A 22,608-nucleotide genomic window follows, 5' to 3' on the forward strand; every position below is an offset into this window, starting at 1 on the left:
CCTCTTGGAAGATGAACATAGTGTAGTTTTCTCGACGCTCCGGGTTAATCGGCTCGATGTGGAAACATTGTTGCCACACAGGGATAATTGACGTTCCTTTACGCGTGGAGCGAAGCAGTGAATCGCTGGGAAGGTCTCGACGAATTCGTAGCGGTGGCCGAACACGCCAGTTTCCTGCGCGCGGCCGAGCACCTGCGCGTGTCTTCGTCGCATGTCAGCCGGCAGGTTGCGCGGCTCGAAGAACGGCTGCAGGCGCGCCTGCTCAACCGAACCACACGCCGCGTCTCGCTGACCGAAGCCGGGCACACCTTCCTTGCGCGCTGCCAGCGCCTGATCGAAGAGCGTGATGAAGCCTTTCACGCCATCAGTGACCTGCATGCCGCGCCGACCGGCTTGCTCCGCATGACGGCCGCCGTCGCCTATGGCGAGCGCTTCATCGTGCCGCTGGTGAATGCCTTCATGGCGCAACACCCCCAGTTGCGGGTGGAGATCGAACTCTCCAACCGGACCCTGGACCTGGTGCAGGAAGGGTATGACCTGGCCATACGCCTCGGTCGGCTGAGCGAGTCTCGTCTGGTGGCCACCCGCATCGCGCCTCGAGCGATGTACCTCTGCGCCGCGCCGGCTTATTTGGAACGTTATGGACGCCCTCACACACCGTCGGAACTGGCCCGACACAACTGCCTGATCGGCACGAGCGACACCTGGATGCTGCAGATCGATGGGCGTGAGCAGCCCTTCAAACCCACTGGAAACTGGCGCTGCAACAGCGGCCAGGCGGTATTGGATGCAGCGCTCAGAGGTTTTGGCTTGTGCCAGCTGCCGGACTATTACGTCCAGGAGCCATTGCGTCGTGGTGAGTTGATCTCCCTGCTCGAAGCCAACCAGCCACCCAACACAGCCGTCTGGGCAGTCTATCCCCAGCGGCGCTATCCGCTGCCCAAGGTGCGCCTGCTGATCCAGGCGCTGCGAGACGGGCTATACATGCGTCCGGAATACCGCACAGACGCGAACGATTCGTGACCCGCACCGCGCGTCTGACTCGCCTGCCAGGGCGGAACCCGCCTCACCCGCCCACGTCGAAAATTCTGTAGCCGACGCTCTGCGTACGCCGGAGCGACCCGGCGATTCAATCAGGAGGACAACATGCAGATTCTGGTGAACAGCAATCACAGCGTCGACGTGACCAGCCAACTCGAAGAACACGTGAGAGCGACGGTCGAGAGCGAACTGGAGCGTTTCGATGATCAGCTGACCCGAGTCGAAGTTCATCTCAACGACGAGAACAGCGGCAAGAGCGGGCCGCAGGACAAGCGCTGCCAGATGGAGGCGAGAGTGAAAGGTCACGAGCCGATCTCGACGAGCCATAAGGCCGACTCCCTGATGCTCGCGATTGACGGCGCCGCCGAAAAACTTGCCCACGCGCTCGCTCATGCACTCGACAAGCGCCAGAACCATCACTGAAGACCGAGAGGCCCTGCCGCAGCAGGCCAAACCCACGAGGGACCGAACCACCGATAACGAGAGAGGCCGTTCATGAACAGATTGCTCGATCGTGAAACCTTGTCCCAATTGCTGGCGAAGCGCGAGGCTCCCTGCCTGTCGCTGTACCAGCCCACCCACCGCAGTTTTCCGGAGCGGCAGCAGGACCCGATTCGCTTCAAGCACCTGGTCCGCCAGCTTCAAGACTCGCTCAAGCAGCAAGGGCGTGCCGAGCACGCGAAGACGCTGCTCAAGCCCTTCCACGAATTGCTCGACGATACCGATTTTTGGAACAGCAACCGCGACGGCCTGGCCGTATTCGCTGCTGCTGACTATTTCGACGTGTTCCGCCTACAACGCAGCGTTCCGGAACTGGCGGTCGCGAACGACCGCATGCATCTCAAGCCGCTGCTGCGCATCGCCCAGTCTGCCGACCGTTACCAGATACTGGCGATCAACCTTGACTCGATCAGGTTGTTTGAAGGCAATCGCGACGGCATTGACGAAGTGAAACTGGCGGCGGGCGTGCCGAAGACCATCGAGGAGGCGCTCGGCCGGGAGCTGACCGAGAAAGGACAAACTGGCTTTCCACAGGGCTACAGCCGCGCCAGCGAACGCGGCGACCCCATGCAGGTGGAGAGCGGCGGCGCAGGCCGACAAGACGAGATCGACAGGGACCGGGAACGCTTCTTCCGCGAAGTGGATCGCGCCATCCTCGAACATCACAGCCGCACATCTCGGCTGCCGCTGATCCTCGCAGCGCTGCCCGAACATCAATTCCATTTCCGCAAGCTGAGCCACAACGAGTTTCTCCTGCCGGAAGGTATCGAGCACGATGTGTCGCTGCTGAGTGCGGATGAGCTGCGTGACAAGAGCTGGATGGTCAAGCAGCCGCGCTATATCAAGCGTCTCGAAGGCTTCATCGATCAATACGGCGAATCGCATGGGCAGGGGCTGGCCACCGATCAGCTGGACCAGATCGGCCAGGCCACGGTGGCAGGACGAGTCGCGACGCTGCTGGTCGAAGCCGATCGGCAGATTCCCGGCGTAGCCAACAAGGACGAAGGCAAGGCAATCGCCGCCGAGGGCGAAGCCGCCACGACACCCGACCTGCTCGACGAGTTGACCATCTGGACGCTGGAGCAAGGCGGCGAGGTGATTGCCGTCCCGACAGAACGCATGCCGACCGAAAGTGGCGCGGCGGCTATCTACCGCTACTAGCCTGGAGCAGCGGCTAGTGCGTCCAGCGTTGCTCTAGCCACTGCAGATCTTCCGGGCGGGTCACCTTCAGGTTGTCCGCCCGGCCTTCTACTAAACGCGGACGATCACCGGCCCATTCAATCGCCGATGCTTCGTCCGTAATTGCCGCCCCCGCCTCGAGCGCCCGACTGAGCGCATCTGCCAGCGCGCCGAGGCGAAACATCTGCGGCGTATAGGCCTGCCAGATCACACTCCGATCGATGGTTTCGGCCACGCGCCCATCGGTGCCCACCCGCTTGAGCGTATCGCGTGCAGGCACAGCTAGCAGCCCACCCACCGGGTCATCGGCTAATTCGGACAGAAGTCGCTCGAGGTCATCCCGGGCCAGGTTCGGACGAGCCGCATCATGAACGAGCACCCAGTCGTCTTCGGCTGCGCCGAGCGTATGCAGCCGGCGAAGCCCGGCAAGCACCGAGTCCGCACGCTCCGCTCCGCCATCGACGCGCTGGATGCGCGGGTCGCTTGCGCAGGCCAGCATTGGCCAATAAGGATCCTGAGCGCCTAGGGCAACCACCAGGCCCAACAGGCCGGGATGGTCGAGAAAACGATCGAGGGTGTGTTCGATGAGCGTGCGGCCAGCTAGCGGCAGGTATTGCTTGGGCCGATCGGCGCGCATACGGCTGCCGACACCCGCTGCGGGTATGACCGCCCAGAATGGCGGCGTGGTGCAGTTGTTCATTCGGTCAGCTGGTAAAGGGTTTCGCCCTTCTTGACCATGCCCAACTCGTGGCGAGCCCGTTCCTCCACGGTTTCCATACCCTGTTTGAGCTCCTTCACTTCGGCCTCGAGAATGCGATTGCGCTCGAGCAGACGCTGGTTCTCACCCTGCTGCTCGGCAATCTGCTTGTTCAGCCCACTGACCTGCGCAAGGCTGCCCTCGCCCACCCACAGGCGATACTGCAGACCAACGAGTAGAAGGATCAAAACAGCTAGCAACCAATAGGGACTGCGCATGTGAGGCATCGAACGATTTCGGTTGGGTTCACTGAGAGAAGTGGGGACGGTGATAGACGTCATGCCTTGAGCCTTCCTATGCCGGCCTGCGCCTGGTCACCTGTAGCGGCGACCTTAGCAGCGCTGAACGCTAACCACAAAAAAGGGCGACTAACGTCGCCCTCGCCTACCGGCAGGGTTAGCCGCGAAACTCGGCCCGGCCCTTGTAAGGCGCCTTCCCGCCAAGCTGCTCTTCGATGCGCAGCAGCTGGTTGTACTTGGATACACGATCCGACCGGCACAGCGATCCAGTCTTGATCTGGCCCGCCGCGGTGCCCACGGCCAGGTCGGCGATGGTGTGATCCTCGGTCTCGCCGGAACGGTGCGAAATCACCGCGGTGTAGCCAGCAGCCTTGGCCATCTGGATGGCTTCCAGGGTTTCGGTCAGCGAGCCGATCTGGTTGAACTTGATCAGAATCGAATTGCCGATGCCCTTCTCGATACCTTCCTTGAGGATCTTCGTGTTGGTTACGAACAGGTCGTCGCCGACCAGTTGCACCTTGTTGCCGATCTTATCGGTCAGGACCTTCCAACCGTCCCAGTCGGACTCATCCATGCCGTCTTCAATGGAGATGATCGGGAAACGCTCGGTCAGGCCAGCCAGGTAATCGGCAAAACCGGCCGCATCGAAGGCTTTGCCTTCACCAGCCAGGTCGTACTTGCCACTCTCGAAGAACTCACTGGACGCGCAGTCAAGTGCCAGTGTGACATCGTCGCCCAGCTTGTAGCCTGCGTTGGCGACGGCCTCGGCGATGGCGGCGAGGGCATCTTCGTTGGACGCCAGGTTCGGTGCGAAACCACCTTCGTCACCGACCGATGTGCTCAGGCCGCGCGCCTTGAGCACGGCTTTAAGGTGGTGGAAGATTTCAGCGCCCATGCGCAGCGCGTCGGCAAAGGTCTTGGCACCGACCGGCTGCACCATGAATTCCTGAATGTCGACATTGTTATCGGCGTGTTCGCCGCCGTTGATGATGTTCATCATCGGCACTGGCATGGAGTACTGCCCGGGCGTGCCGTTGAGGTTGGCAATGTGTGCGTAAAGCGGCAGGTCCTGATCCTGTGCGGCCGCCTTGGCGTTCGCCAGCGACACAGCCAGGATAGCGTTGGCGCCGAGCTTGGCCTTGTTGTCGGTGCCGTCCAGTTCGATCATGGCGCGGTCCAGCGCCTGTTGATCCAACGGGTCCTTGCCCAGCAGCAGGTCACGGATCGGGCCATTGATGTTGCTGACAGCCTTGAGCACACCCTTGCCCATGTAACGGCTCTTGTCGCCATCGCGTAGTTCCAGCGCTTCCCGCGAACCGGTCGAAGCACCCGACGGCGCACAGGCGCTGCCGACGATACCGTTATCCAGGATAACGTCTGCTTCCACGGTGGGATTGCCCCGGGAGTCGAGAACCTCACGCCCTTTGATGTCGACGATCTTTGCCATTTTTATTAACACTCCGTAGATAGCTTCAAGGCTTCAAGCAGTTTCGATAGGGGAAAAACTCTTGATCAGATCATCCAGCTGCTTGAGCTGGGTGAGGAAAGGTTCGAGCTTGTCCAGACGCAGCGCGCACGGGCCATCGCACTTGGCACTGTCCGGATCGGGATGGGCTTCGAGAAACAGGCCGGCCAAGCCCTGACTGAGGCCCGCCTTGGCCAGATCGGTGACCTGAGCACGACGCCCGCCGGCCGAGTCGGCACGGCCACCCGGCATTTGCAGGGCATGGGTGACGTCGAAGATGACCGGGTACTGCATCTGCTTCATGATGCCGAAGCCGAGCATGTCGACCACCAGATTGTTGTAACCAAAGGACGATCCGCGCTCGCAGAGAATCAGCTGATCGTTACCGGCTTCTTCGCACTTGGCGAGGATGTGCTTCATTTCCTGGGGTGCAAGGAACTGCGCTTTCTTGATGTTGATCACCGCACCGGTCTTGGCCATGGCGACGACCAGATCGGTTTGCCGGGAAAGGAAGGCTGGCAGCTGGATGATGTCGCAGACCTCCGCAACCGGCTGGGCCTGGTGCGGCTCGTGCACGTCGGTGATCACCGGCACGCCAAAGGTCTTCTTCACGTCTTCGAAGATGCGCACCCCCTCTTCCAGGCCCGGGCCGCGGAAGGAGTGGATCGAGGAACGGTTGGCCTTGTCGAAGCTGGCCTTGAACACGTAGGGGATACCGAGCTTCTCGGTAGCCTTTACGTAGGTTTCGCAGATCTGCATGGCCAGATCACGCGACTCCAGAACATTCATCCCGCCGAAAAGCACGAAGGGCTTGTCGTTGGCGATCTCGATGTTGCCGACGCGAATCGTCTTCTGGCTCATGCCTTGCTCGCCTTGTAGTCCAATGCCGCCTTGACGAAACCGCTGAACAGCGGGTGGCCGTCGCGCGGTGTGGAGGTGAATTCAGGGTGGAACTGGCACGCCACGAACCACGGATGATCCGGCGCCTCGACCACTTCGACCAGGGCGCCGTCGCCGGAGCGGCCGGTGATCTTCAAGCCTGCCGCCTCGAGCTGGGGCAGTAGATGATTGTTGACCTCGTAGCGATGGCGATGACGCTCGACGATGCGCTCCTTGCCATAGCAGGCATAGACGTTGGAACCCGCCTCTAGCCCACACTCCTGCGCACCGAGGCGCATGGTACCGCCGAGGTCGGACGCGTCATTGCGGGTCTCGACGGTTCCGGCGGCGTCCTCCCACTCGGTGATCAGGCCAACGACCGGATGCCCGCTATTCTTGTCGAACTCAGTGGAATTGGCGTCGGTCCAGCCGAGCACGTCACGGGCGAACTCGATCACCGCGACCTGCATGCCGAGGCAGATGCCGAGGTAGGGAATCTTGTTTTCGCGGGCGTACTTGACCGTGGCGATCTTGCCTTCCACGCCGCGCAGACCGAAACCGCCTGGAACCAGGATCGCATCCATGCCTTCGAGCAGGCCGGTGCCCTGGTTTTCGATGTCTTCGGAGTCGATATAGCGGAGGTTCACTTTGGTACGGCTCTGGATGCCAGCGTGGCTCATTGCCTCGATCAGAGATTTGTACGCATCGAGAAGTTCCATGTACTTGCCGACCATGGCGATGGTGACTTCTTTCTCAGGGTTCAGCTTGGCGTCGACGACGCGATCCCACTCAGACAGATCGGCACCGCCGCACTCCAGCCCGAATCGCTCGACGACGAAGTCATCGAGGCCCTGGGCATGCAGCACGCCCGGGATTTTGTAAATGGTGTCGACATCTTCGAGCCCAATAACCGCCCGCTCTTCCACATTGGTGAACAGCGCGATCTTACGACGCGATGACATGTCGATCGGGTGGTCGGAACGACAAATCAGCACGTCCGGCTGCAGGCCGATCGAACGCAGTTCCTTGACCGAATGCTGGGTCGGCTTGGTCTTGGTTTCACCAGCGGTGGCAATGTAGGGCACCAGCGTCAGGTGCATGAGCATGGCGCGCTTGGCGCCAACTTCGACGCGCAGCTGGCGGATCGCCTCGAGGAAGGGTTGCGACTCGATGTCGCCGACCGTGCCACCGATCTCGACCAGCGCAACGTCGGCATCGCCGGCGCCCTTGATGATGCGACGCTTGATCTCGTCGGTGATATGCGGGATGACCTGGATGGTCGCGCCCAGATAATCGCCTCGGCGCTCCCGACGCAGCACGTCTTCGTAGACGCGGCCGGTCGTGAAGTTGTTGCTCTTGGTCATTGTCGTGCGGATGAACCGCTCGTAGTGCCCCAGATCCAGGTCGGTCTCGGCGCCATCGTGCGTGACGAATACCTCACCGTGCTGGAACGGGCTCATGGTGCCCGGATCGACGTTAATGTAAGGGTCCAGCTTGAGCATCGTGACCTTCAGGCCCCGCGCCTCCAGGATGGCCGCCAAGGATGCCGAGGCGATGCCTTTCCCCAATGAAGAAACAACACCACCCGTGACGAAGATGTAGCGCGTCATGAAAAACCCTAGAAGTCTGCGTTAAGCGGTCAGCGCCGCCGGGGAAAAGCGAAGGTGCCACTGCGCCGAGGGCGGCAATAGCGAAGCTGCCGCGGTTTTCGAGGAAAGCCGCAGAAGCTCAATTGGGACGGGAGCGTAGTCTACTCGAAAAAGCCGTTAGCTCAAACCTGGGATCGTCGGTGGCGCCCAGGTCAAGGAGAGACCGCAAGCATCGTACTGCGGCAGATTCGCCACTGCGATCAGCTCCCCGTTCTGGAACAGTAACGGCAAACGCCCCCGCACGAAGCGGGGAATGCCCGCCTCGTTGAGCAAACGCTTGAGATCGCGGTGTCCGCGCTCTGGCAGCCGCATACGCTCCCCGCCCTGCCGGTAGCGCACCTCCAACTCACCAGAGCACCCATTACCCAGCAGCCCTACAACCCCATTGTCTGGCAGAGTGCACTGAACCTGACCGATTCGGAGGCACGTTGCTTCAGGCTCGCTGAGCCATGCCCCCGCGAGCCACCACAGGCGGCTGTCGCCTCGATGCAGCTCGCCCGCGCTCAACCGCCAAACAGGACTGGCATCAGGTGCGGCATCCCGCAGGGTTTGCCAACCCGCCCAATGAGCACTGTCAGGCAACGGCGTAAAGGTCCGCAGCCACCAGCGCAGCGCGTTGCGTTGCCGAGGCTCAGGCAGCGCTGCGATTACCGTCAGATCCAAGCTGGGCACGGGCAGCCAGGTCAGCCGTGACGGCACTCGAGCCGCTTGAAGGTCCAGTGAGGCGAGATCGTCCAGTAGCGACTGGGCCTCTTCGCAATGCCCGACCGCACGGGCAATGTTGGCATCGGCCTGCGGCCAGCGCTGACGAATCGGCGGAAGCACCCGATGACGAAGGTAGTTGCGTGAATGTTCGAGGTGCTTATTGCTGGGGTCCTCCACCCACGCGAGCCGATGCTCGCGGGCATAAGTCTCCAGTTCGGCGCGAGCGAAGCCGAGCAGCGGTCGAAGCAGAACGCCCTGCCCCAATTGCCGCTGGGCCTGGATCCCCGAAAGCCCCAGCACCCCGGCACCTCGGAACAGGCGAAACAGCAACGTTTCCACCTGATCATCCCGATGCTGTGCAGTCAGCACGACGCCACTCATGGGCACATGGCCGGCAAGCGCACGATAACGCGCTTCTCGGGCCTGGTTTTCAAGGCTGGCACCCTGGGCGACCTCTACGCGGAGCACGTCGAGACGTACACCGAGGCGATCACAGATCGCCCGGCAATGAGCAGGCCAGCCTTCAGCCACCGGCTGCAAACCATGATGAACATGCACGGCCGTGACCGGAGGAAGTGGCTCGGACTCGCGGAGCGACGCCAGCACATGCAGCAGGACGGTCGAATCCAGCCCCCCTGAAAAAGCTACCTGCCACTGCGGGGCGGCGCTCCACGGCTTGAGAATAGTAAGCAGACGAGATGCAAGGGACATGCGGAGCGACCTGACGACGAACGCCGCCAGCATAGATCAAGAAGAGGGGTAGCAACGGGCCTGGAATGAAAACGGCGGGTCAAACCCGCCGTACCGTCATCGCTCTCGCCTGCTTAGGCGATGCCGTAGCTCATGAGCCGATCATAACGGCGCTTGAGCAGCGCTTCGGTGTCGAAACCTCTGAGCATGTCGAGTTGAGCGACCAGCTCGTCGCGTATCGAAGCAGCCGTCGCCGCCGGATTCCGATGAGCGCCACCCAGCGGCTCGGAGATGACCTTGTCGACGATACCGAGATTCTTCAGCCGTTCAGCGGTCACACCCATGGCCTCTGCTGCCTCGGGAGCCTTGTCGGCGGTACGCCAGAGAATCGAGGCGCAGCCTTCTGGCGAGATCACCGCGTAGGTCGAATATTGCAGCATGTTCAGCTGATCGCAGACACCAATCGCCAAAGCGCCGCCCGAACCGCCTTCACCGATAACCGTGGAAATGATGGGCGTCTTTAGGCGCGCCATCACGCGCAGGTTCCAGGCAATCGCCTCACTCTGGTTACGCTCTTCGGCGTCGATTCCCGGGTACGCGCCGGGCGTGTCGATGAAGGTGAGGATCGGCATCTTGAAACGCTCGGCCATCTCCATCAAGCGGCAGGCCTTGCGATAACCTTCGGGACGCGGCATGCCGAAATTCCGACGCACCTTCTCGCGTACTTCGCGGCCCTTTTGGTGACCGATGATCATCACCGGCTTCCCATCAAGGCGCGCGGCGCCACCCACGATGGCTGCGTCATCGGAGAAATGACGGTCGCCATGCAACTCTTCGAATTCGGAGAACAGGTGCTTGATGTAATCCAGGGTGTACGGGCGCTGCGGGTGGCGCGCCAAGCGGGCGATCTGCCAGCTGGTCAAATTGCCGAAAATGCTCTCGGTGAGCGATACGCTCTTGTCCTGCAGGCGGGCAATTTCATCGCTTATGTTCAGCGAGTTGTCATTACCAACCAGGCGCAATTCTTCGATCTTGGCTTGCAGGTCGGCGATCGGCTGTTCGAAATCGAGAAAATTCGGGTTCATAGGCATCCGTCATGCGTCGACGGCCAGATGGCCGGAGGCTATTTTTTTGCGCCCTACCTTACGGGACGGACGCATTCAGGTCGAACAAAAAGTTCACAACTGGCTCGATTCAATGATCGAGCCCATTCGAAGCCCCGCTCCGCTCCCCCTCTGGGCGCTTGAGCCAGAACTATCGGTATTGGAGGAAGACGTTGTCGCGTCCGAACTGGTCACGCAACGCCTGGATCAAGTTATCCGCCGGATCGATACGCCAGCTTTCACCAAACTGCAGCAGCGCGCGCGCGTCGCGGCCGGTGTACTCCAGCGTGATCGGGCAAGCGCCGCGATGACGGCCGCAGACATCGGCCAACCAACGTACTCGATCGCCTTTCAAAGCGTCTCCAGCCACCTTGACCCGGAGGCTCTCGGCCAGGCCTGTCCGGGCTTCTTCGAGGCTCATCACGCGCTTCGCACGCAAGCGCAGGCCGCCGGAAAAGTCATCGTTGCTGACCTCGCCCTCAACCACCACCAATGCATCGGTCTGCAGCAATGCCTGCGCCGAGTTGAACGCCTCGGCGAACAGCGACGCCTCGATGCGGCCGGAGCGGTCATCTAGGGTGATGAAGCCCATCTTGTCGCCTTTCTTGTTCTTCATCACGCGCAGGTTGACGATCAACCCGGCAATGGTTTGCTCGCCGCGAGCAGGGCGTAGATCGACGATGCGCTGGCGTGCGAATCGCCGCACCTCGCCTTCGTACTCGTCGATCGGATGGCCAGTGAGATAGAGCCCGAGCGTGTCCTTTTCGCCCTTGAGTCGCTCCTTGAGCGACAATTCGCGGGCCTTACGATGATTGACATACACGTCCGCCTCCGGCTCGGCGAAGAGCCCCCCGAAAAGATCCATATGACCACTATCGAGACTGCGGGCCGTCTGCTCGGCCGCTTGGATCGCCTCTTCCATGGCTGACAGCAATACAGCACGGTTGCGATCGATGTTGGCTTGGTAGGCCTTGGGCTCGTCGGAGAAATGCGGCCCCAACCGGTCCAGTGCTCCGGCGCGAATCAACGCTTCCAGGGTGCGTTTGTTGATCCGCTTGAGGTCGACGCGGCTACAGAAATCGAACAGATCCTTGAATGCCCCGCCTGCGCTGCGGCATTCGCAGATCGCCTCGACCGGCCCTTCGCCGACGCCTTTGATGGCACCGAGGCCGTAGATGATCCGGCCATCCTCGCTGACCGTGAATTTGAACTCGGAGTGGTTCACGTCCGGCGCGTCGATGCGCAGTTTCATGCTGCGGCACTCTTCGATCAGCGTAACCACCTTGTCGGTGTTGTGCATGTCCGCTGAGAGAACCGCCGCCATGAACGGTGACGGGTGGTGCGCCTTTAGCCAGGCCGTCTGGTAAGACACCAAACCGTAGGCAGCCGAGTGTGATTTGTTAAAACCGTACCCCGCAAATTTCTCCACGAGATCGAAAATGTTGCCCGCCAGGTCAGCATCAATGCCGTTTTTGGCACAGCCTTCGATGAAGCCCCCGCGCTGCTTGGCCATCTCCTCGGGCTTTTTCTTGCCCATCGCGCGGCGCAGCATATCCGCCTGGCCAAGGGTGTAGCCGCCCATGACCTGGGCGATCTGCATCACTTGCTCTTGATAGAGGATGATGCCGTAGGTGGGCGCCAGCACCGGCTTGAGGCCTTCGTACTGGTAATCGGAGTGTGGGTAGGAGATCTCCGCACGGCCGTGCTTGCGGTTGATGAAATCGTCCACCATGCCGGACTGCAACGGGCCGGGGCGGAACAGTGCTACCAGGGCAATCAGGTCTTCCAGGCAGTCCGGCTTGAGCTTCTTGATGAGCTCCTTCATGCCGCGCGATTCAAGCTGGAACACCGCCGTGGTTTCGGCTTTCTGCAGCAGCGAATAGGTCGGTTTGTCGTCCAGCGGGATGAAATCGATGTTGACCGGCTCGAGCCCCTTGCGCGCCTGGTCGCGATTGATGGTTTCGAGCGCCCATTTGATGATCGTCAGGGTGCGCAGGCCGAGGAAGTCGAACTTGACCAGCCCCGCCTGCTCGACGTCGTCCTTGTCGAACTGAGTGACGAGCCCGCCGCCCTCGTCATCGCAGGCGATGGGCGCGAAGTCAGTCAATTTGGTCGGCGCGATGACCACCCCGCCCGCGTGCTTGCCGGTGCCGCGCGTGATTCCCTCGAGCTTGAGCGCCATGTCCCAGATTTCGCGCGCATCCTCGTCGACGGCTAGGAAGTCGCGCAGCGGCTCCTCCATCTCGTACGCTTTTTCGAGCGTCATGCCGACTTCGAAAGGAATCATCTTCGACAGACGGTCAGCCAGGCCATAGGACTTACCCTGTACGCGCGCCACGTCGCGCACCACTGCCTTGGCCGCCATGGTGCCGAATGTGATGATCTGGCTCACCGCATTGCGGCCGTATTTCTCGGCCACGTAGTCGATGACCCGGTCGCGGCCGTCCATGCAGAAGTCGACGTCGAAGTCCGGCATCGATACCCGCTCGGGGTTCAGGAAGCGCTCGAACAGCAGGTCGTAGGCCAGCGGGTCGAGGTCTGTGATCTTTTGAACATAAGCGACCAGCGATCCCGCACCCGAGCCACGACCCGGACCCACCGGAACGCCGTTGCTCTTCGCCCACTGGATGAAATCCATGACGATCAGGAAGTAACCGGGAAAGCCCATCTGGATAATGATGTCGAGCTCGAAATTGAGCCGATCGATGTAGACCTGCTTCTTCGCCTCGTAATCGGGCGTGTCCATGGGCAAGAGCACTTCGAGGCGCTCTTCTAGGCCGTCGAATGAAACCTTACGGAAGTACTCCTCCATTGTCATACCCGCCGGCACCGGGAAATCGGGCAGGAAATATGTGCCCAGCTGAACCTCGATGTTGCAGCGACGGGCGATCTCGACGGTGTTCTCCAGCGCCTCGGGCAAGTCGCTGAACAATTCCCACATCTCTTCAGGAGTCTTTAGATACTGCTGGTCGGAATAGGCACGTGGCCGCCGCGGGTCGTCGAGTGTGCGGCTCTCGCCGATGCAGACGCGTGTTTCGTGAGCTTCGAAATCATCCTGTTTGAGGAAACGGACATCGTTGGTCGCCACCAGCGGCGCGCCGAAACGTTGGGCGAGCGAGACCGCTGCGTGCAGATGTTCCTCGTCGTGCACTCGGCTGGTCCGTTGGACCTCCAGGTAGAAACGCTGGGGAAATACGCCTTGCCATTCCGCGAGCAGGGTCTCGGCTGACAGCTCGTCCCCCTCGAGCAACGCGTGGCCAATATCACCTTCTTTGGCGCCGGACAACGCGATCAAGCCCTCGGCTGCCTCCTTGACCCATTCGCGCTCGATAATGATCTGGTCGTTGCGCTGGCCATCCATCCACCCGCGGGAGATCAGCTCGGTCAGGTTGCGGTAACCCTGCCCGTTCATCGCAAGCAGCGTCATGCGGCTCAACGGTCCGTCTTCATCACGGCTAGCCAGCCAGACATCGGCGCCACAGATCGGCTTGATACCGGCGCCTTGAGCCGCCTTGTAGAACTTGACCAGCGAACACATGTTGTTCTGGTCGGTGACCGCGACAGCAGGCATGCCCGCTCCAGCGACCGCCTTGACCAAGGGCTTGACCCTGACCAGACCATCAACCAGGGAATACTCAGTGTGCAGGCGGAGGTGGACGAAGGACACAGACATGAGGACAAACCTGGACTGGCGAAACGACTGGCCGGCGATTGTACCGGAAAGCAGCCGGCGTTTAGGACCGGGGAGGCATGTGGACGTCGAAGCGATGCTTAACGCCGGGCGCTAGACCGGCAGGATATCGCCCACGACAATCGACTCGGTCACCGTGACCCGCTCGAGCAGCGTGCGCACCGGCGCGAAGGATCGCCGATGAATGATCGTCGGGCCAAGGCGCTGGAGGGCGTCGAGGTGGCTCGGCGTGGGGTAGCCCTTGTGCGACGACAGGCCGTAACCTGGGTAGCATAGATCGAGCGCGCACATTTCCCGATCCCGGCTCACCTTGGCGAGTATCGAGGCTGCTGCGATCGCTGGCACCTGGGCGTCCCCCTGAATCACGGGCGCGCTGGGCACGGACAGTTGCGGGCAACGATTTCCATCGATCAGTGCGAGCCGCGGCGTCACGCTGAGCCCTTCAACGGCGCGCTTCATGGCCAGCATGGTCGCGTGCAGGATGTTCAGCTCATCGATTTCGTGCACCTCAGCCCGGGCGATGCACCAGGCGAGCGCCTTCTCGCATATCTCGCCATAGAGGGCCTCCCGCCGGGCTTCACTGAGCTTCTTCGAGTCATTGAGGCCGTCGATCGGCCGCCGGGGGTCGAGGATGACTGCTGCGGTTACTACAGGACCACAGAGGGGCCCACGCCCGACCTCGTCGACACCGGCGACGAGATCCTCAACGAGGTTGAAATCCAGCCCGATCTGCATCAGTCAGCCTCCGCCAGCCCCAACACCGCCTCGGCGGCCTGCCGGGAGGCATCGCGGCGCAGGGTCCGGTGAATGGCATCGAACCCTTCCGTTTGAGCGTCACCGCTATCGAGCAGGCACGACAGCTGCTGCGCCATGGCCTCCGGCGTCGCCGCATCCTGGATGAGTTCCGGGACCAGCAGCCGTTGTGCAAGCAGGTTAGGCAGGGAAATATACGGACTCTTGACCATGCGTTTGAGAATTCGATAGGTCAGCGGTGCGACTCGGTAGGCAACGACCATTGGCCGTTTGTAGAGCAACGCTTCGAGCGTGGCCGTGCCCGACGCAATCAAGACGGCATCGCAAGCCGCCAGTGCGTCATGGGAGCGGCCATCGACGAGCGTCACTGGCAAATCCCGATTGACGAGCAGTTGCTCGATTTGCTCGCGACGCTGCGGGCTGGCGCAAGGCAGAACAAAATCAATCCCCGGCCGCATGGCGCGCAAGCGCTCGGCAGCCTCGAGAAACGACTCGCCCAGACGGCCTACCTCGCCGCCGCGGCTGCCCGGCATCAGCGCAATGACCCGGCCTTCGGTGGATAGCCCCAACGCCTTGCGTGCCGCCGAGCGATCGGCCTCAAGCGGAATCGCATCGGCCAAAGGATGGCCGACGAAGCGTACCGGGACCTGGTGTGCTTCATAGAACTGCGCTTCGAACGGAAACAGGGTCAGCATCAGGTCACAGGCGTCACCGATTTTCAGGACGCGCTTCTGGCGCCAGGCCCACACAGAGGGGCTCACATAATGGACGGTGCGTAGGCCCCCACGGCGAAGCTTCAAGGCCAGATCGAGATTGAAATCCGGCGCATCGATACCGATGAAGACGTCTGGGCGAACCTCCAGTAGACGCTGCACGAGGCGCTTGCGACGCGCGAGCAGCTCGGGAAGCCGTCCTAGAACCTCCACCAACCCCATGACGGCAAGGCGCTCTTGTGGAAAGTAGGACTGCATGCCCAACGCTTCCATCCGAGGGCCGCCGACGCCCACGAAGCGAACACCCGGCCTCAGCGCAATGAGCGCTTCCATCAGGCTGGCCCCGAGGATATCCCCCGACGCCTCGCCCGCGACGAGTGCAACGGTAAGCGGTATTGACACTTCAGCGGGTGATGCCACGGTTCGACGCCTGGATGGAATCTCGGAACAGCGCGACTTCCGGGAAGGCTTGCGCGTCAACTGCAAGCTCGGCAAGGGCTGCCTCGACGGTCAACCCTTTGCGATAGACAACCTTATATGCATTACGCAACGCATGAATGGCTTCGGCGCTAAAGCCGCGGCGGCGCATACCTTCGAAATTCATGCTGCGCGCTTCGGCCGGGTTGCCGAAAACGGTGACGAAGGCCGGCACGTCCTTGCCGATAGCCGTACCCATGCCAGAAAAACTGTAAGCACCGATATGGCAATACTGGTGAACCAGTGTATAGCCGGAAAGAATCGCCCAGTCGCCCACATGAACATGGCCAGCCAGCGCGGTGTTGTTGACCAGAATGCAGTGATTACCAATGACGCTGTCATGGCCAATGTGTGCATAGGCCATGACGAGGTTATGGTCACCAATCGTGGTTTCGCTGCGATCTTGCACCGTACCGCGATGGATCGTCACACCCTCGCGGATGACATTGTGATCGCCAATAACCAGGCGCGTGGGTTCGCCCTTGTACTTCAAGTCAGGCGTGTCCTCACCTACCGAAGAAAATTGGTAGATACGGTTGTGCCGGCCAATGCGCGTCGGCCCTTTGACCACGACGTGAGAAGCAATGACCGACCCCTCGCCGATCTCGACATCCGGGCCGATGATCGACCACGGGCCAACCTGGACATCGTCAGCCAGGCGGGCAGCAGGATCGATGATCGCGCGAGGGTCGATCAAACTCATATCTTCTGTTCCGCACAGATGATTTCAGCTGAGCATACCGGCTTGCCGTCGACACTGGCACGGCAATCGAATTTCCAGATGCCTCGCTTGGCACTGATGAACGAAGCTTCGAGTGTCAGCTGATCGCCCGGAACGACGGGCTGGCGGAAGCGCAGCTTGTCAGAGCCGACGAAGTAATAAAGTGTGCCGTCAGCGGGCTTGACGCCCATCATCTTGAAACCCAGGAGCCCGGCGGCCTGGGCCATCGCTTCGATGATGAGAACGCCCGGCATGATCGGATGTTGTGGGAAATGCCCGTTGAAGAAGGGCTCGTTGATGGTGACGTTCTTGTAGGCGCGAACACGCTTGGCGTCCGTGTCCAGCTCCACTACGCGATCGACCAGCAAAAACGGGTAGCGGTGCGGGAGGTATTCGCGAATCTCGTTGATGTCCATCATGGAGGAAAAAAGCCTGTAATGAATGTGGTAGCTGCACTGCCGCATGGACAGCGCAAGCATCTGGCGATCGGCCGTTAGCGGGACGAACAGATGAAACGGTCAGGCATCTGAAGACGCATCCCCTTCCGGGGTCACTGCGGCCAGGCATTTTTCCACGTGCTGCAGACGTCGCGCCATGTCGTCGAGCTGGCGAATTCGAGCAACGCTCTTGCGCCACTCTGCAGCCGGCTGCATCGCCGTACCGGAGGAATAACTGCCAGGCTCGGTGATCGACTTGGTCACCATCGTCATGCCCGTGATGAACACGTTGTCACAGACTTCAATATGGCCAACGAGGCCGACGCCACCGGCAATCATGCAATTGCGGCCGATCTTTGTACTGCCGGAGATTCCCGAACAACCCGCCATTGCCGTGTTGTCACCGATCTGCACGTTGTGCGCGATCATGATCTGGTTGTCGAGCTTCACGCCATTGCCGATAAGCGTGTCGGAAAGTGCACCGCGATCGATTGTCGTGTTCGCACCAATTTCGACATCATCGCCGATACGGACCCCGCCAAGCTGCGCGATTTTCTCCCAACTACCCTGCTGGTTGGCAAAGCCGAACCCCTCACCGCCAATGACCGCCCCCGGCTGAATAACCACCCGCTCGCCGATGAAGACGTCATGGCAAAGCGTCACGCGCGCCGCCAGCCGCCCGCCGGCGCCGATCCGGCTACGGGCGCCCACGAACGACTGCGCACCGATGTTGACGTCCGGCCCGATCCAGGCCTCCGCCTCAATCACTACATAGGGCGCGATGGACGCCGTCGGATCCACATGCGCGGAGGGGTCGACGACTGCAGTTGGGTGTATTCCTGGCTGGACCCGGGGCCGCGTTTCGAAGAGGTGCGACAGGCGCGCATAGGCGAGATATGGGTTGTCGACAACCAACGCCGCGCCCCTATAGTCCGACGCGTCCTTGGCGGTCAGCAGGACCGCACCCGCAGCCGAATCGGCCAGGAATTTGCGGTACTGCGCATTGGCGAGAAAGCTGAGCTGCTCGGGGCCGGCATCCTGCAACGTTGCCAGCCCCGAGATCAGCTTCGTAGGTTCACCGCGTAGGGTTGCCCCGAGGCGCTCGGCCAAATCACCGAGCGAATAAGCGACATTGGCCATCAGCGCAGTTGATTCATACGCTCAATGACCTGCCGGGTGATGTCGTACTGCGGCTTGACATCGACCACGGCGCCGCGCTCGAGCACCATATCAAAATCACCCTTCTTGATGACTTCTTCTACCGCCTTGTCCAGTTTGGGCTTGAGCTGCTTGAGCATGTCTCGGTCAGCCGACGCCTTGGATTCGTTCAATTCCTTGGAGAGGAACTGGAAATCCCGCGCCTTCTGCTTGAACTCAAGCTCCAGTCGCTCACGTTCGGCCTGCTGCATCTTGTCGCCGTCCTTGCCCAGGCGATCCTGGATACGCTTAGCCTCGCTTTCCAGCCCCTGGAGCTTGGTCAGCTGCGGGCCGAACTTCTTTTCCGCATCGACCGAGTAACGCTTCGCCGCGTCAGACTCGAGCAGCGCCATCTGGTAGTTCAGCACCGCGACCTTCATCTCTGCGAACGCAGGAGTAGCTACCAGGGCAGCGGCAACGACAAGCAATTGAGTCAACTTACGCACAATGAATACCACTCTTGAATGTGACGCTGGAGACCAGGCTCCAGCTGTTTAGAAGGTTTGCCCCAGCGAGAACTGGAATACCTGGGGATCGGCATCGTCCGGCTTCATCACCGGCATGGCCAGGCTGAAGCTCAACGGTCCCATAGCCGTAATCCAAGTCAACCCCACGCCGACCGAACTGGCCAGGTTGCCGAGGTCGATATCACCGCAATTTTGGGTGTTCATGCTCGCCTTGAGGATCGGATCGTTGGACGACGGGCATTCGGTAAGGAAAACATTACCAACATCCCAAAAGACCGAAGTACGCAGCGAGCGTTGGTCCTTCACGAAAGGCATCGGGAACAGGTATTCCACGCCACCCTGAATCAACACGTTACCACCGTAGGCCACCGGATCCTGGTCGTCGGTGTAACGCCCGTCATATCCCGGACCGGCGCCCTCGCTAGTGCTGATGACACTACCATCCGCATTGCGCGCCACGCTAGGCGTGCTGCGCGGGCCGAGGGAACTGTCTTCGTAGCCGCGTACCGAGTTGAAGCCACCTGCGTAGTAATGCTCGTAGAAGGGCAATCCATCGGTCGAGCCGTAACCACTACCATAACCAAGCTCGGTGTGAAAACGCAGCGACGTGGCCTGTGTCAGCGGTACGAATACTTGGCCACGGTAATCGAGTTTGAAGAACGCTAGGTCGCTGCCCGGTAACGTGGCCTCGAAGTTCAGGCTCTGGGAATAGCCACGATCCGCCAGGACACCCCTATTCAGCGTCGATTCGGACCAACCCACGGAGCCTTTGAAGTTAAGGAAGCGATCGCCTTCCTTCTCGATGAAGGCAAGGATTTCATCCACCGAATAGTTGCCGATGTCGAGCGAATCCTGCTGGGCCGACAGGCCATAGGAAAGACGAGCCGTTTCACTGATTGGATAGCCGATATTGACCCCGGCCCCCAAGCTGTCGACGGAGTAGCTGGAGACATCGTAATCGAGCTCGTCATAATCAGTCGTCCGATAGAACGCATTGTAACCGAGGCTGACGCCATCCTCGGTCCAGTAGGGATCGACGAAGCCGAAGTTGTATCGGGACTGATATTCGCTGCGGGTCAGTCCGACGCTCACGCGATTGCCTGTGCCCAGGAAATTGTTCTGGCTGATCGACCCGCCGAGGATCAGGCCCGCGTTCTGCGCGAAGCCAATACTTGCCATGATCGAGCCGGAAGGTTGCTCTTCAACGCTGTAGTTGACGTCGATCTGGTCGTCGGTACCAGGCACCTGCGGAGTCTCTACGTTGACTTCTTTGAAGAAGCCGAGCCGTTCGAGACGAGTCTTGGATTGGTCGATCAGGTAGGTCGAGGCCCAACCGCCTTCCATCTGCCGCATCTCGCGACGCAAGACTTCGTCCTCGGTCTTGGTGTTACCGCGGAAGTTGATGCGATTGACGTAGGCGCGCTTGCCGGGATCGACCACAAAAGTGATCGCAACGGTATTATCTTCGTCGTTCGGCTCCGGCACGCCGTTCACGTTGGCAAAGGTGTAGCCCTCATTGCCGAGGCGACGGCTGAGCAGTTCGGACGTGGTGGTCATCACCTTGCGCGAGAAGACCTGGCCCTCCTTCGCCAAGAGCAGCGATTGCAGCTCTTCCTCGGGTACCTTCAGGTCACCGCTAAGTTTGACGTCGCTGACCGTGTAGCGATCGCCCTCGGCAATGTTCACGGTGATGTAGACATCTTTCTTGTCCGGTGTAATGGATACCTGCGTAGAGGTGATATCCATATTGATATAGCCGCGATCAAGGTAATAGGAGCGCAGGCGCTCAAGGTCACCGGACAGCTTTTCGCGAGCATATTTGTCGTCATTTCGGAAAAACGACAGCCAGTTCGACGTCTTGAGTTCGAACAGATCGGTCAAGTCCTCTTCAGGGAAGACGCTGTTACCCACCACATTGATGTGCTTGATCGCAGCGACCGAACCCTCATTAATATTGATCTTAAGGGCGACGCGGTTGCGCGGCTGCGGGACGACCTCGGTCTCGATCGTTGCTGAATAGCGCCCCTGAGCGACGTACTGGCGCTGCAACTCATTGCGCACACCCTCGAGCGTGGCGCGCTGGAAGATCTCACCTTCCGCCAGCCCCGACTGCTGCAAACCCGACAGCAGATCTTCCGTCTTGATCGCTTTGTTGCCGTCGATTTCGATGCTCGCGATCGATGGCCGCTCCACTACGTTGATTACCAACACATCGCCTTCACGACCGAGCTGGATGTCTTCGAAGAAACCGGTCCGGAACAACGCCCGGGTAGCATCGACCAGACGGTTGTCGTCCGCAGACTGCCCGACATTCAACGGCAACGCGCCAAATACGCTACCGGCGGAGACCCGTTGAAGTCCATTGACGCGGATATCGGAAATAGTGAAGGACTCGGCGTGAACTTCGGTAATCATCAGCGCGGAAATGACCGCAGGTAGAAGCAGACGTTTCATGAAGTCCTTTCTTTTCAAACCTGATCAATGGACCGGCGCCAGGCGCGGTGAATCAAGGTAAATGGCAATTAAAGACGGCCAAGGTCATTGACCAGTGCAAGCAGCATCACGCCGACAACCAGACTGATGCCAATCTGAACTCCCCAGCCTTGGACCCTGTCCGACAGTGGACGCCCGCGGACCCACTCGACCAGATAGAACAGCAAGTGCCCCCCATCCAGAACGGGGATAGGCAAAAGATTGAGTACCCCAAGGCTTATGCTCAAGTAGGCGAGAAAGTTCAGAAAATCGCTCAGACCCGACTGCGCAGAAGCGCCCGCCACTTTAGCAATGGTTATCGGGCCGCTCAAGTTTTTTACCGAGAGCTCCCCAAACAGCATTTTACGTAGGGAATCAAGCGTCAGAACGCTCATGGTCCATGTCCGGCGGGCGCCTTCAACTACCGCCTCGACCGGTCCGAAGCTGACCGTGCGTAACATCTCCGCTGGCCATTCTCCACCCGCCACACCGGCACCTAGATAGCCCCGGCGGTCCTCTTTCTCACCTCGAGCGACCAAAGTGACAGGTAAGGGGATGCGCTTACCATTGCGCTCCACGACCAGTTCGACTGACTCGCCAGGCAATTGCCGAACCTGATCGATGACCTGCTGCCAATCCTGAAGCATTTGGCCATCAAGACTGACTAGGCGATCACCCAATCGCACACCTGCAGCCTGTGCGGGCCCATCCGGATCAAGCTGAGCGACCACCGGCTCGATTGCCGGACGCCACGGGCGGATGCCAAGCGAGCCGATAGGATCGGGCTCTTCTACGCCTTTCAGCCAACCTTTCAACTCCAACTGCAATTGCTGAGTCTGGCTGGCGTCGACATCACGGACCTTAATCTCTAGCGTACCGCTCTCGCCGATCCGACGGACAAGCTGAAGATTGACCTCTGCCCAACCTGAGGTTGGCTTTCCATTCACCTCAACGATTTCCTGGCCGGCAACCAATCCACCGCGCTCTGCGAGACTGCCCGCTTCAACCGCCCCCACCACCGGCTTGACCTGCTCGCTTCCAAGCATCGCCAGCGCCCAGAAGAAAACCAGTGCAAGCAGAAAATTGGCCGCTGGCCCTGCAGATACGATCGCGAAGCGCTGGCGAACCGGCTTGCGGTTGAACGCCTGCTCTAGCAACGAAGCAGGCACTTCACCCTCTCGCTCGTCCAGCATTTTTACGTAGCCGCCCAGCGGGATCGCCGCCACCACGAACTCCGTCCCCTGACGATCATGCCAGCGCAGCAGTGGTCGACCGAAGCCCACCGAGAAACGCAGCACCTTCACGCCGCAACGCCGCGCTACCCAAAAATGCCCGAATTCATGGAAGGTAACCAGAACACCCAATGCAATCAGGGTGCCGACGATCATGTACAGCGCGCCCATAAAATCCTCTGCCCGAAGGCTTGTCGAACGAGGCTTGCCATGTCGGCAAGCCATGCCCCGTCAGTCGTG

At 60.5% G+C, this 22,608-nt stretch carries 19 protein-coding genes; 3 read left to right on the plus strand and 16 right to left on the minus strand.

From position 1 onward, the window contains the following. Nucleotides 1–117 precede the first annotated feature (117 nt). The 3 genes from KXR72_RS08675 to KXR72_RS08685 all read left to right on the plus strand — a co-directional run bounded on the left by KXR72_RS08675 (nucleotide 118) and on the right by KXR72_RS08685 (nucleotide 2,703). Nucleotides 118–1,023 carry a LysR substrate-binding domain-containing protein gene (locus KXR72_RS08675; RefSeq protein WP_437420705.1) on the plus strand — a complete coding sequence of 302 codons (906 nt, stop codon included), beginning with the start codon at nucleotides 118–120 and terminating at the stop codon, nucleotides 1,021–1,023. Nucleotides 1,024–1,146: 123 nt separating this feature from the next. Then, the gene (hpf, locus tag KXR72_RS08680) at nucleotides 1,147–1,464 is read left to right on the plus strand and encodes a ribosome hibernation-promoting factor, HPF/YfiA family (RefSeq protein ID WP_437420706.1); all 318 of its coding nucleotides are present in this window, start codon (nucleotides 1,147–1,149) and stop codon (nucleotides 1,462–1,464) included. Between the two features lie 72 nt (nucleotides 1,465–1,536). Continuing rightward, nucleotides 1,537–2,703, plus strand: a complete 1,167-nt coding sequence (locus KXR72_RS08685; RefSeq protein WP_437420707.1) for a baeRF3 domain-containing protein — start codon at nucleotides 1,537–1,539, stop codon at nucleotides 2,701–2,703. A gap of 13 nt (nucleotides 2,704–2,716) precedes the next feature. Here the strand turns inward: KXR72_RS08685 and ispD are convergent, their stop codons facing one another. The 16 genes from ispD to rseP form a co-directional block, all read right to left on the minus strand. Beyond that, the gene (gene ispD / locus KXR72_RS08690) at nucleotides 2,717–3,421 is read right to left on the minus strand and encodes a 2-C-methyl-D-erythritol 4-phosphate cytidylyltransferase (RefSeq protein ID WP_437420708.1); all 705 of its coding nucleotides are present in this window, start codon (nucleotides 3,419–3,421) and stop codon (nucleotides 2,717–2,719) included. Continuing rightward, nucleotides 3,418–3,696, minus strand: coding sequence for a cell division protein FtsB (gene ftsB / locus KXR72_RS08695; protein ID WP_437420709.1), 279 nt, complete (start codon nucleotides 3,694–3,696; stop codon nucleotides 3,418–3,420). The genes ispD and ftsB overlap by 4 nt, the downstream gene beginning before the upstream one ends. A 178-nt stretch (nucleotides 3,697–3,874) precedes the next feature. Further along, the gene (gene eno / locus KXR72_RS08700) at nucleotides 3,875–5,164 is read right to left on the minus strand and encodes a phosphopyruvate hydratase (RefSeq protein ID WP_437420710.1); all 1,290 of its coding nucleotides are present in this window, start codon (nucleotides 5,162–5,164) and stop codon (nucleotides 3,875–3,877) included. 33 nt (nucleotides 5,165–5,197) lie between these two features. After that, complete coding sequence (kdsA, locus tag KXR72_RS08705) at nucleotides 5,198–6,043, minus strand: 3-deoxy-8-phosphooctulonate synthase (RefSeq protein WP_437420711.1); 846 nt, start codon at nucleotides 6,041–6,043, stop codon at nucleotides 5,198–5,200. Beyond that, nucleotides 6,040–7,671: a CTP synthase gene (locus tag KXR72_RS08710; RefSeq protein WP_437420712.1), complete on the minus strand. Its 1,632-nt coding sequence runs from the start codon at nucleotides 7,669–7,671 to the stop codon at nucleotides 6,040–6,042. Before KXR72_RS08710 ends, kdsA begins: the two co-directional genes overlap by 4 nt. Nucleotides 7,672–7,827: 156 nt before the next feature. Continuing rightward, entirely contained in the window at nucleotides 7,828–9,126 is a 1,299-nt protein-coding gene (tilS, locus tag KXR72_RS08715; protein ID WP_437420713.1) for a tRNA lysidine(34) synthetase TilS, read from the minus strand. 113 nt (nucleotides 9,127–9,239) lie between these two features. Further along, nucleotides 9,240–10,190, minus strand: coding sequence for an acetyl-CoA carboxylase carboxyltransferase subunit alpha (locus tag KXR72_RS08720; protein ID WP_437420714.1), 951 nt, complete (start codon nucleotides 10,188–10,190; stop codon nucleotides 9,240–9,242). 169 nt (nucleotides 10,191–10,359) lie between these two features. Next, complete coding sequence (gene dnaE, locus KXR72_RS08725) at nucleotides 10,360–13,881, minus strand: DNA polymerase III subunit alpha (RefSeq protein ID WP_437420715.1); 3,522 nt, start codon at nucleotides 13,879–13,881, stop codon at nucleotides 10,360–10,362. A 111-nt stretch (nucleotides 13,882–13,992) separates the two neighbouring features. Then, entirely contained in the window at nucleotides 13,993–14,634 is a 642-nt protein-coding gene (gene rnhB / locus KXR72_RS08730; RefSeq protein ID WP_437420716.1) for a ribonuclease HII, read from the minus strand. Then, nucleotides 14,634–15,767, minus strand: coding sequence for a lipid-A-disaccharide synthase (gene lpxB / locus KXR72_RS08735; RefSeq protein WP_437421327.1), 1,134 nt, complete (start codon nucleotides 15,765–15,767; stop codon nucleotides 14,634–14,636). The genes rnhB and lpxB overlap by 1 nt, the downstream gene beginning before the upstream one ends. 1 nt (nucleotide 15,768) lies before the next feature. Further along, nucleotides 15,769–16,545 carry an acyl-ACP--UDP-N-acetylglucosamine O-acyltransferase gene (lpxA, locus tag KXR72_RS08740; RefSeq protein WP_437420717.1) on the minus strand — a complete coding sequence of 259 codons (777 nt, stop codon included), beginning with the start codon at nucleotides 16,543–16,545 and terminating at the stop codon, nucleotides 15,769–15,771. Then, nucleotides 16,542–16,982 (minus strand): 3-hydroxyacyl-ACP dehydratase FabZ, encoded by a 441-nt coding sequence (gene fabZ, locus KXR72_RS08745; RefSeq protein ID WP_437421328.1) that lies wholly within the window; start codon nucleotides 16,980–16,982, stop codon nucleotides 16,542–16,544. Before fabZ ends, lpxA begins: the two co-directional genes overlap by 4 nt. A 99-nt stretch (nucleotides 16,983–17,081) precedes the next feature. Further along, nucleotides 17,082–18,140: a UDP-3-O-(3-hydroxymyristoyl)glucosamine N-acyltransferase gene (gene lpxD, locus KXR72_RS08750; RefSeq protein ID WP_437420718.1), complete on the minus strand. Its 1,059-nt coding sequence runs from the start codon at nucleotides 18,138–18,140 to the stop codon at nucleotides 17,082–17,084. Continuing rightward, nucleotides 18,140–18,643 carry an OmpH family outer membrane protein gene (locus KXR72_RS08755; protein WP_437420719.1) on the minus strand — a complete coding sequence of 168 codons (504 nt, stop codon included), beginning with the start codon at nucleotides 18,641–18,643 and terminating at the stop codon, nucleotides 18,140–18,142. Before KXR72_RS08755 ends, lpxD begins: the two co-directional genes overlap by 1 nt. A 48-nt stretch (nucleotides 18,644–18,691) precedes the next feature. Continuing rightward, the gene (bamA, locus tag KXR72_RS08760) at nucleotides 18,692–21,118 is read right to left on the minus strand and encodes an outer membrane protein assembly factor BamA (protein WP_437420720.1); all 2,427 of its coding nucleotides are present in this window, start codon (nucleotides 21,116–21,118) and stop codon (nucleotides 18,692–18,694) included. Nucleotides 21,119–21,186: 68 nt separating this feature from the next. Further along, nucleotides 21,187–22,539: an RIP metalloprotease RseP gene (gene rseP / locus KXR72_RS08765; protein WP_437420721.1), complete on the minus strand. Its 1,353-nt coding sequence runs from the start codon at nucleotides 22,537–22,539 to the stop codon at nucleotides 21,187–21,189. Nucleotides 22,540–22,608 lie beyond the last annotated feature (69 nt).

The organism is Stutzerimonas chloritidismutans, assembly GCF_051486945.1.
Classification (GTDB): Bacteria; Pseudomonadota; Gammaproteobacteria; order Pseudomonadales; family Pseudomonadaceae; genus Stutzerimonas; species Stutzerimonas chloritidismutans_B.

Coding starts and splice junctions, on each gene's coding strand:
- lpxD (WP_437420718.1), bottom strand. CDS start 18,140: ATGGCCAATGTCGCTTATTCGCTCGGTGATTTGGCCGAGCGCCTCGGG.
- eno (WP_437420710.1), bottom strand. CDS start 5,164: ATGGCAAAGATCGTCGACATCAAAGGGCGTGAGGTTCTCGACTCCCGG.
- bamA (WP_437420720.1), bottom strand. CDS start 21,118: ATGAAACGTCTGCTTCTACCTGCGGTCATTTCCGCGCTGATGATTACC.
- kdsA (WP_437420711.1), bottom strand. CDS start 6,043: ATGAGCCAGAAGACGATTCGCGTCGGCAACATCGAGATCGCCAACGAC.
- lpxA (WP_437420717.1), bottom strand. CDS start 16,545: ATGAGTTTGATCGACCCTCGCGCGATCATCGATCCTGCTGCCCGCCTG.
- ispD (WP_437420708.1), bottom strand. CDS start 3,421: ATGAACAACTGCACCACGCCGCCATTCTGGGCGGTCATACCCGCAGCG.
- fabZ (WP_437421328.1), bottom strand. CDS start 16,982: ATGATGGACATCAACGAGATTCGCGAATACCTCCCGCACCGCTACCCG.
- rnhB (WP_437420716.1), bottom strand. CDS start 14,634: ATGCAGATCGGGCTGGATTTCAACCTCGTTGAGGATCTCGTCGCCGGT.
- KXR72_RS08720 (WP_437420714.1), bottom strand. CDS start 10,190: ATGAACCCGAATTTTCTCGATTTCGAACAGCCGATCGCCGACCTGCAA.
- dnaE (WP_437420715.1), bottom strand. CDS start 13,881: ATGTCTGTGTCCTTCGTCCACCTCCGCCTGCACACTGAGTATTCCCTG.
- tilS (WP_437420713.1), bottom strand. CDS start 9,126: ATGTCCCTTGCATCTCGTCTGCTTACTATTCTCAAGCCGTGGAGCGCC.
- ftsB (WP_437420709.1), bottom strand. CDS start 3,696: ATGCGCAGTCCCTATTGGTTGCTAGCTGTTTTGATCCTTCTACTCGTT.
- rseP (WP_437420721.1), bottom strand. CDS start 22,539: ATGGGCGCGCTGTACATGATCGTCGGCACCCTGATTGCATTGGGTGTT.
- KXR72_RS08710 (WP_437420712.1), bottom strand. CDS start 7,671: ATGACGCGCTACATCTTCGTCACGGGTGGTGTTGTTTCTTCATTGGGG.
- hpf (WP_437420706.1), top strand. CDS start 1,147: ATGCAGATTCTGGTGAACAGCAATCACAGCGTCGACGTGACCAGCCAA.
- KXR72_RS08685 (WP_437420707.1), top strand. CDS start 1,537: ATGAACAGATTGCTCGATCGTGAAACCTTGTCCCAATTGCTGGCGAAG.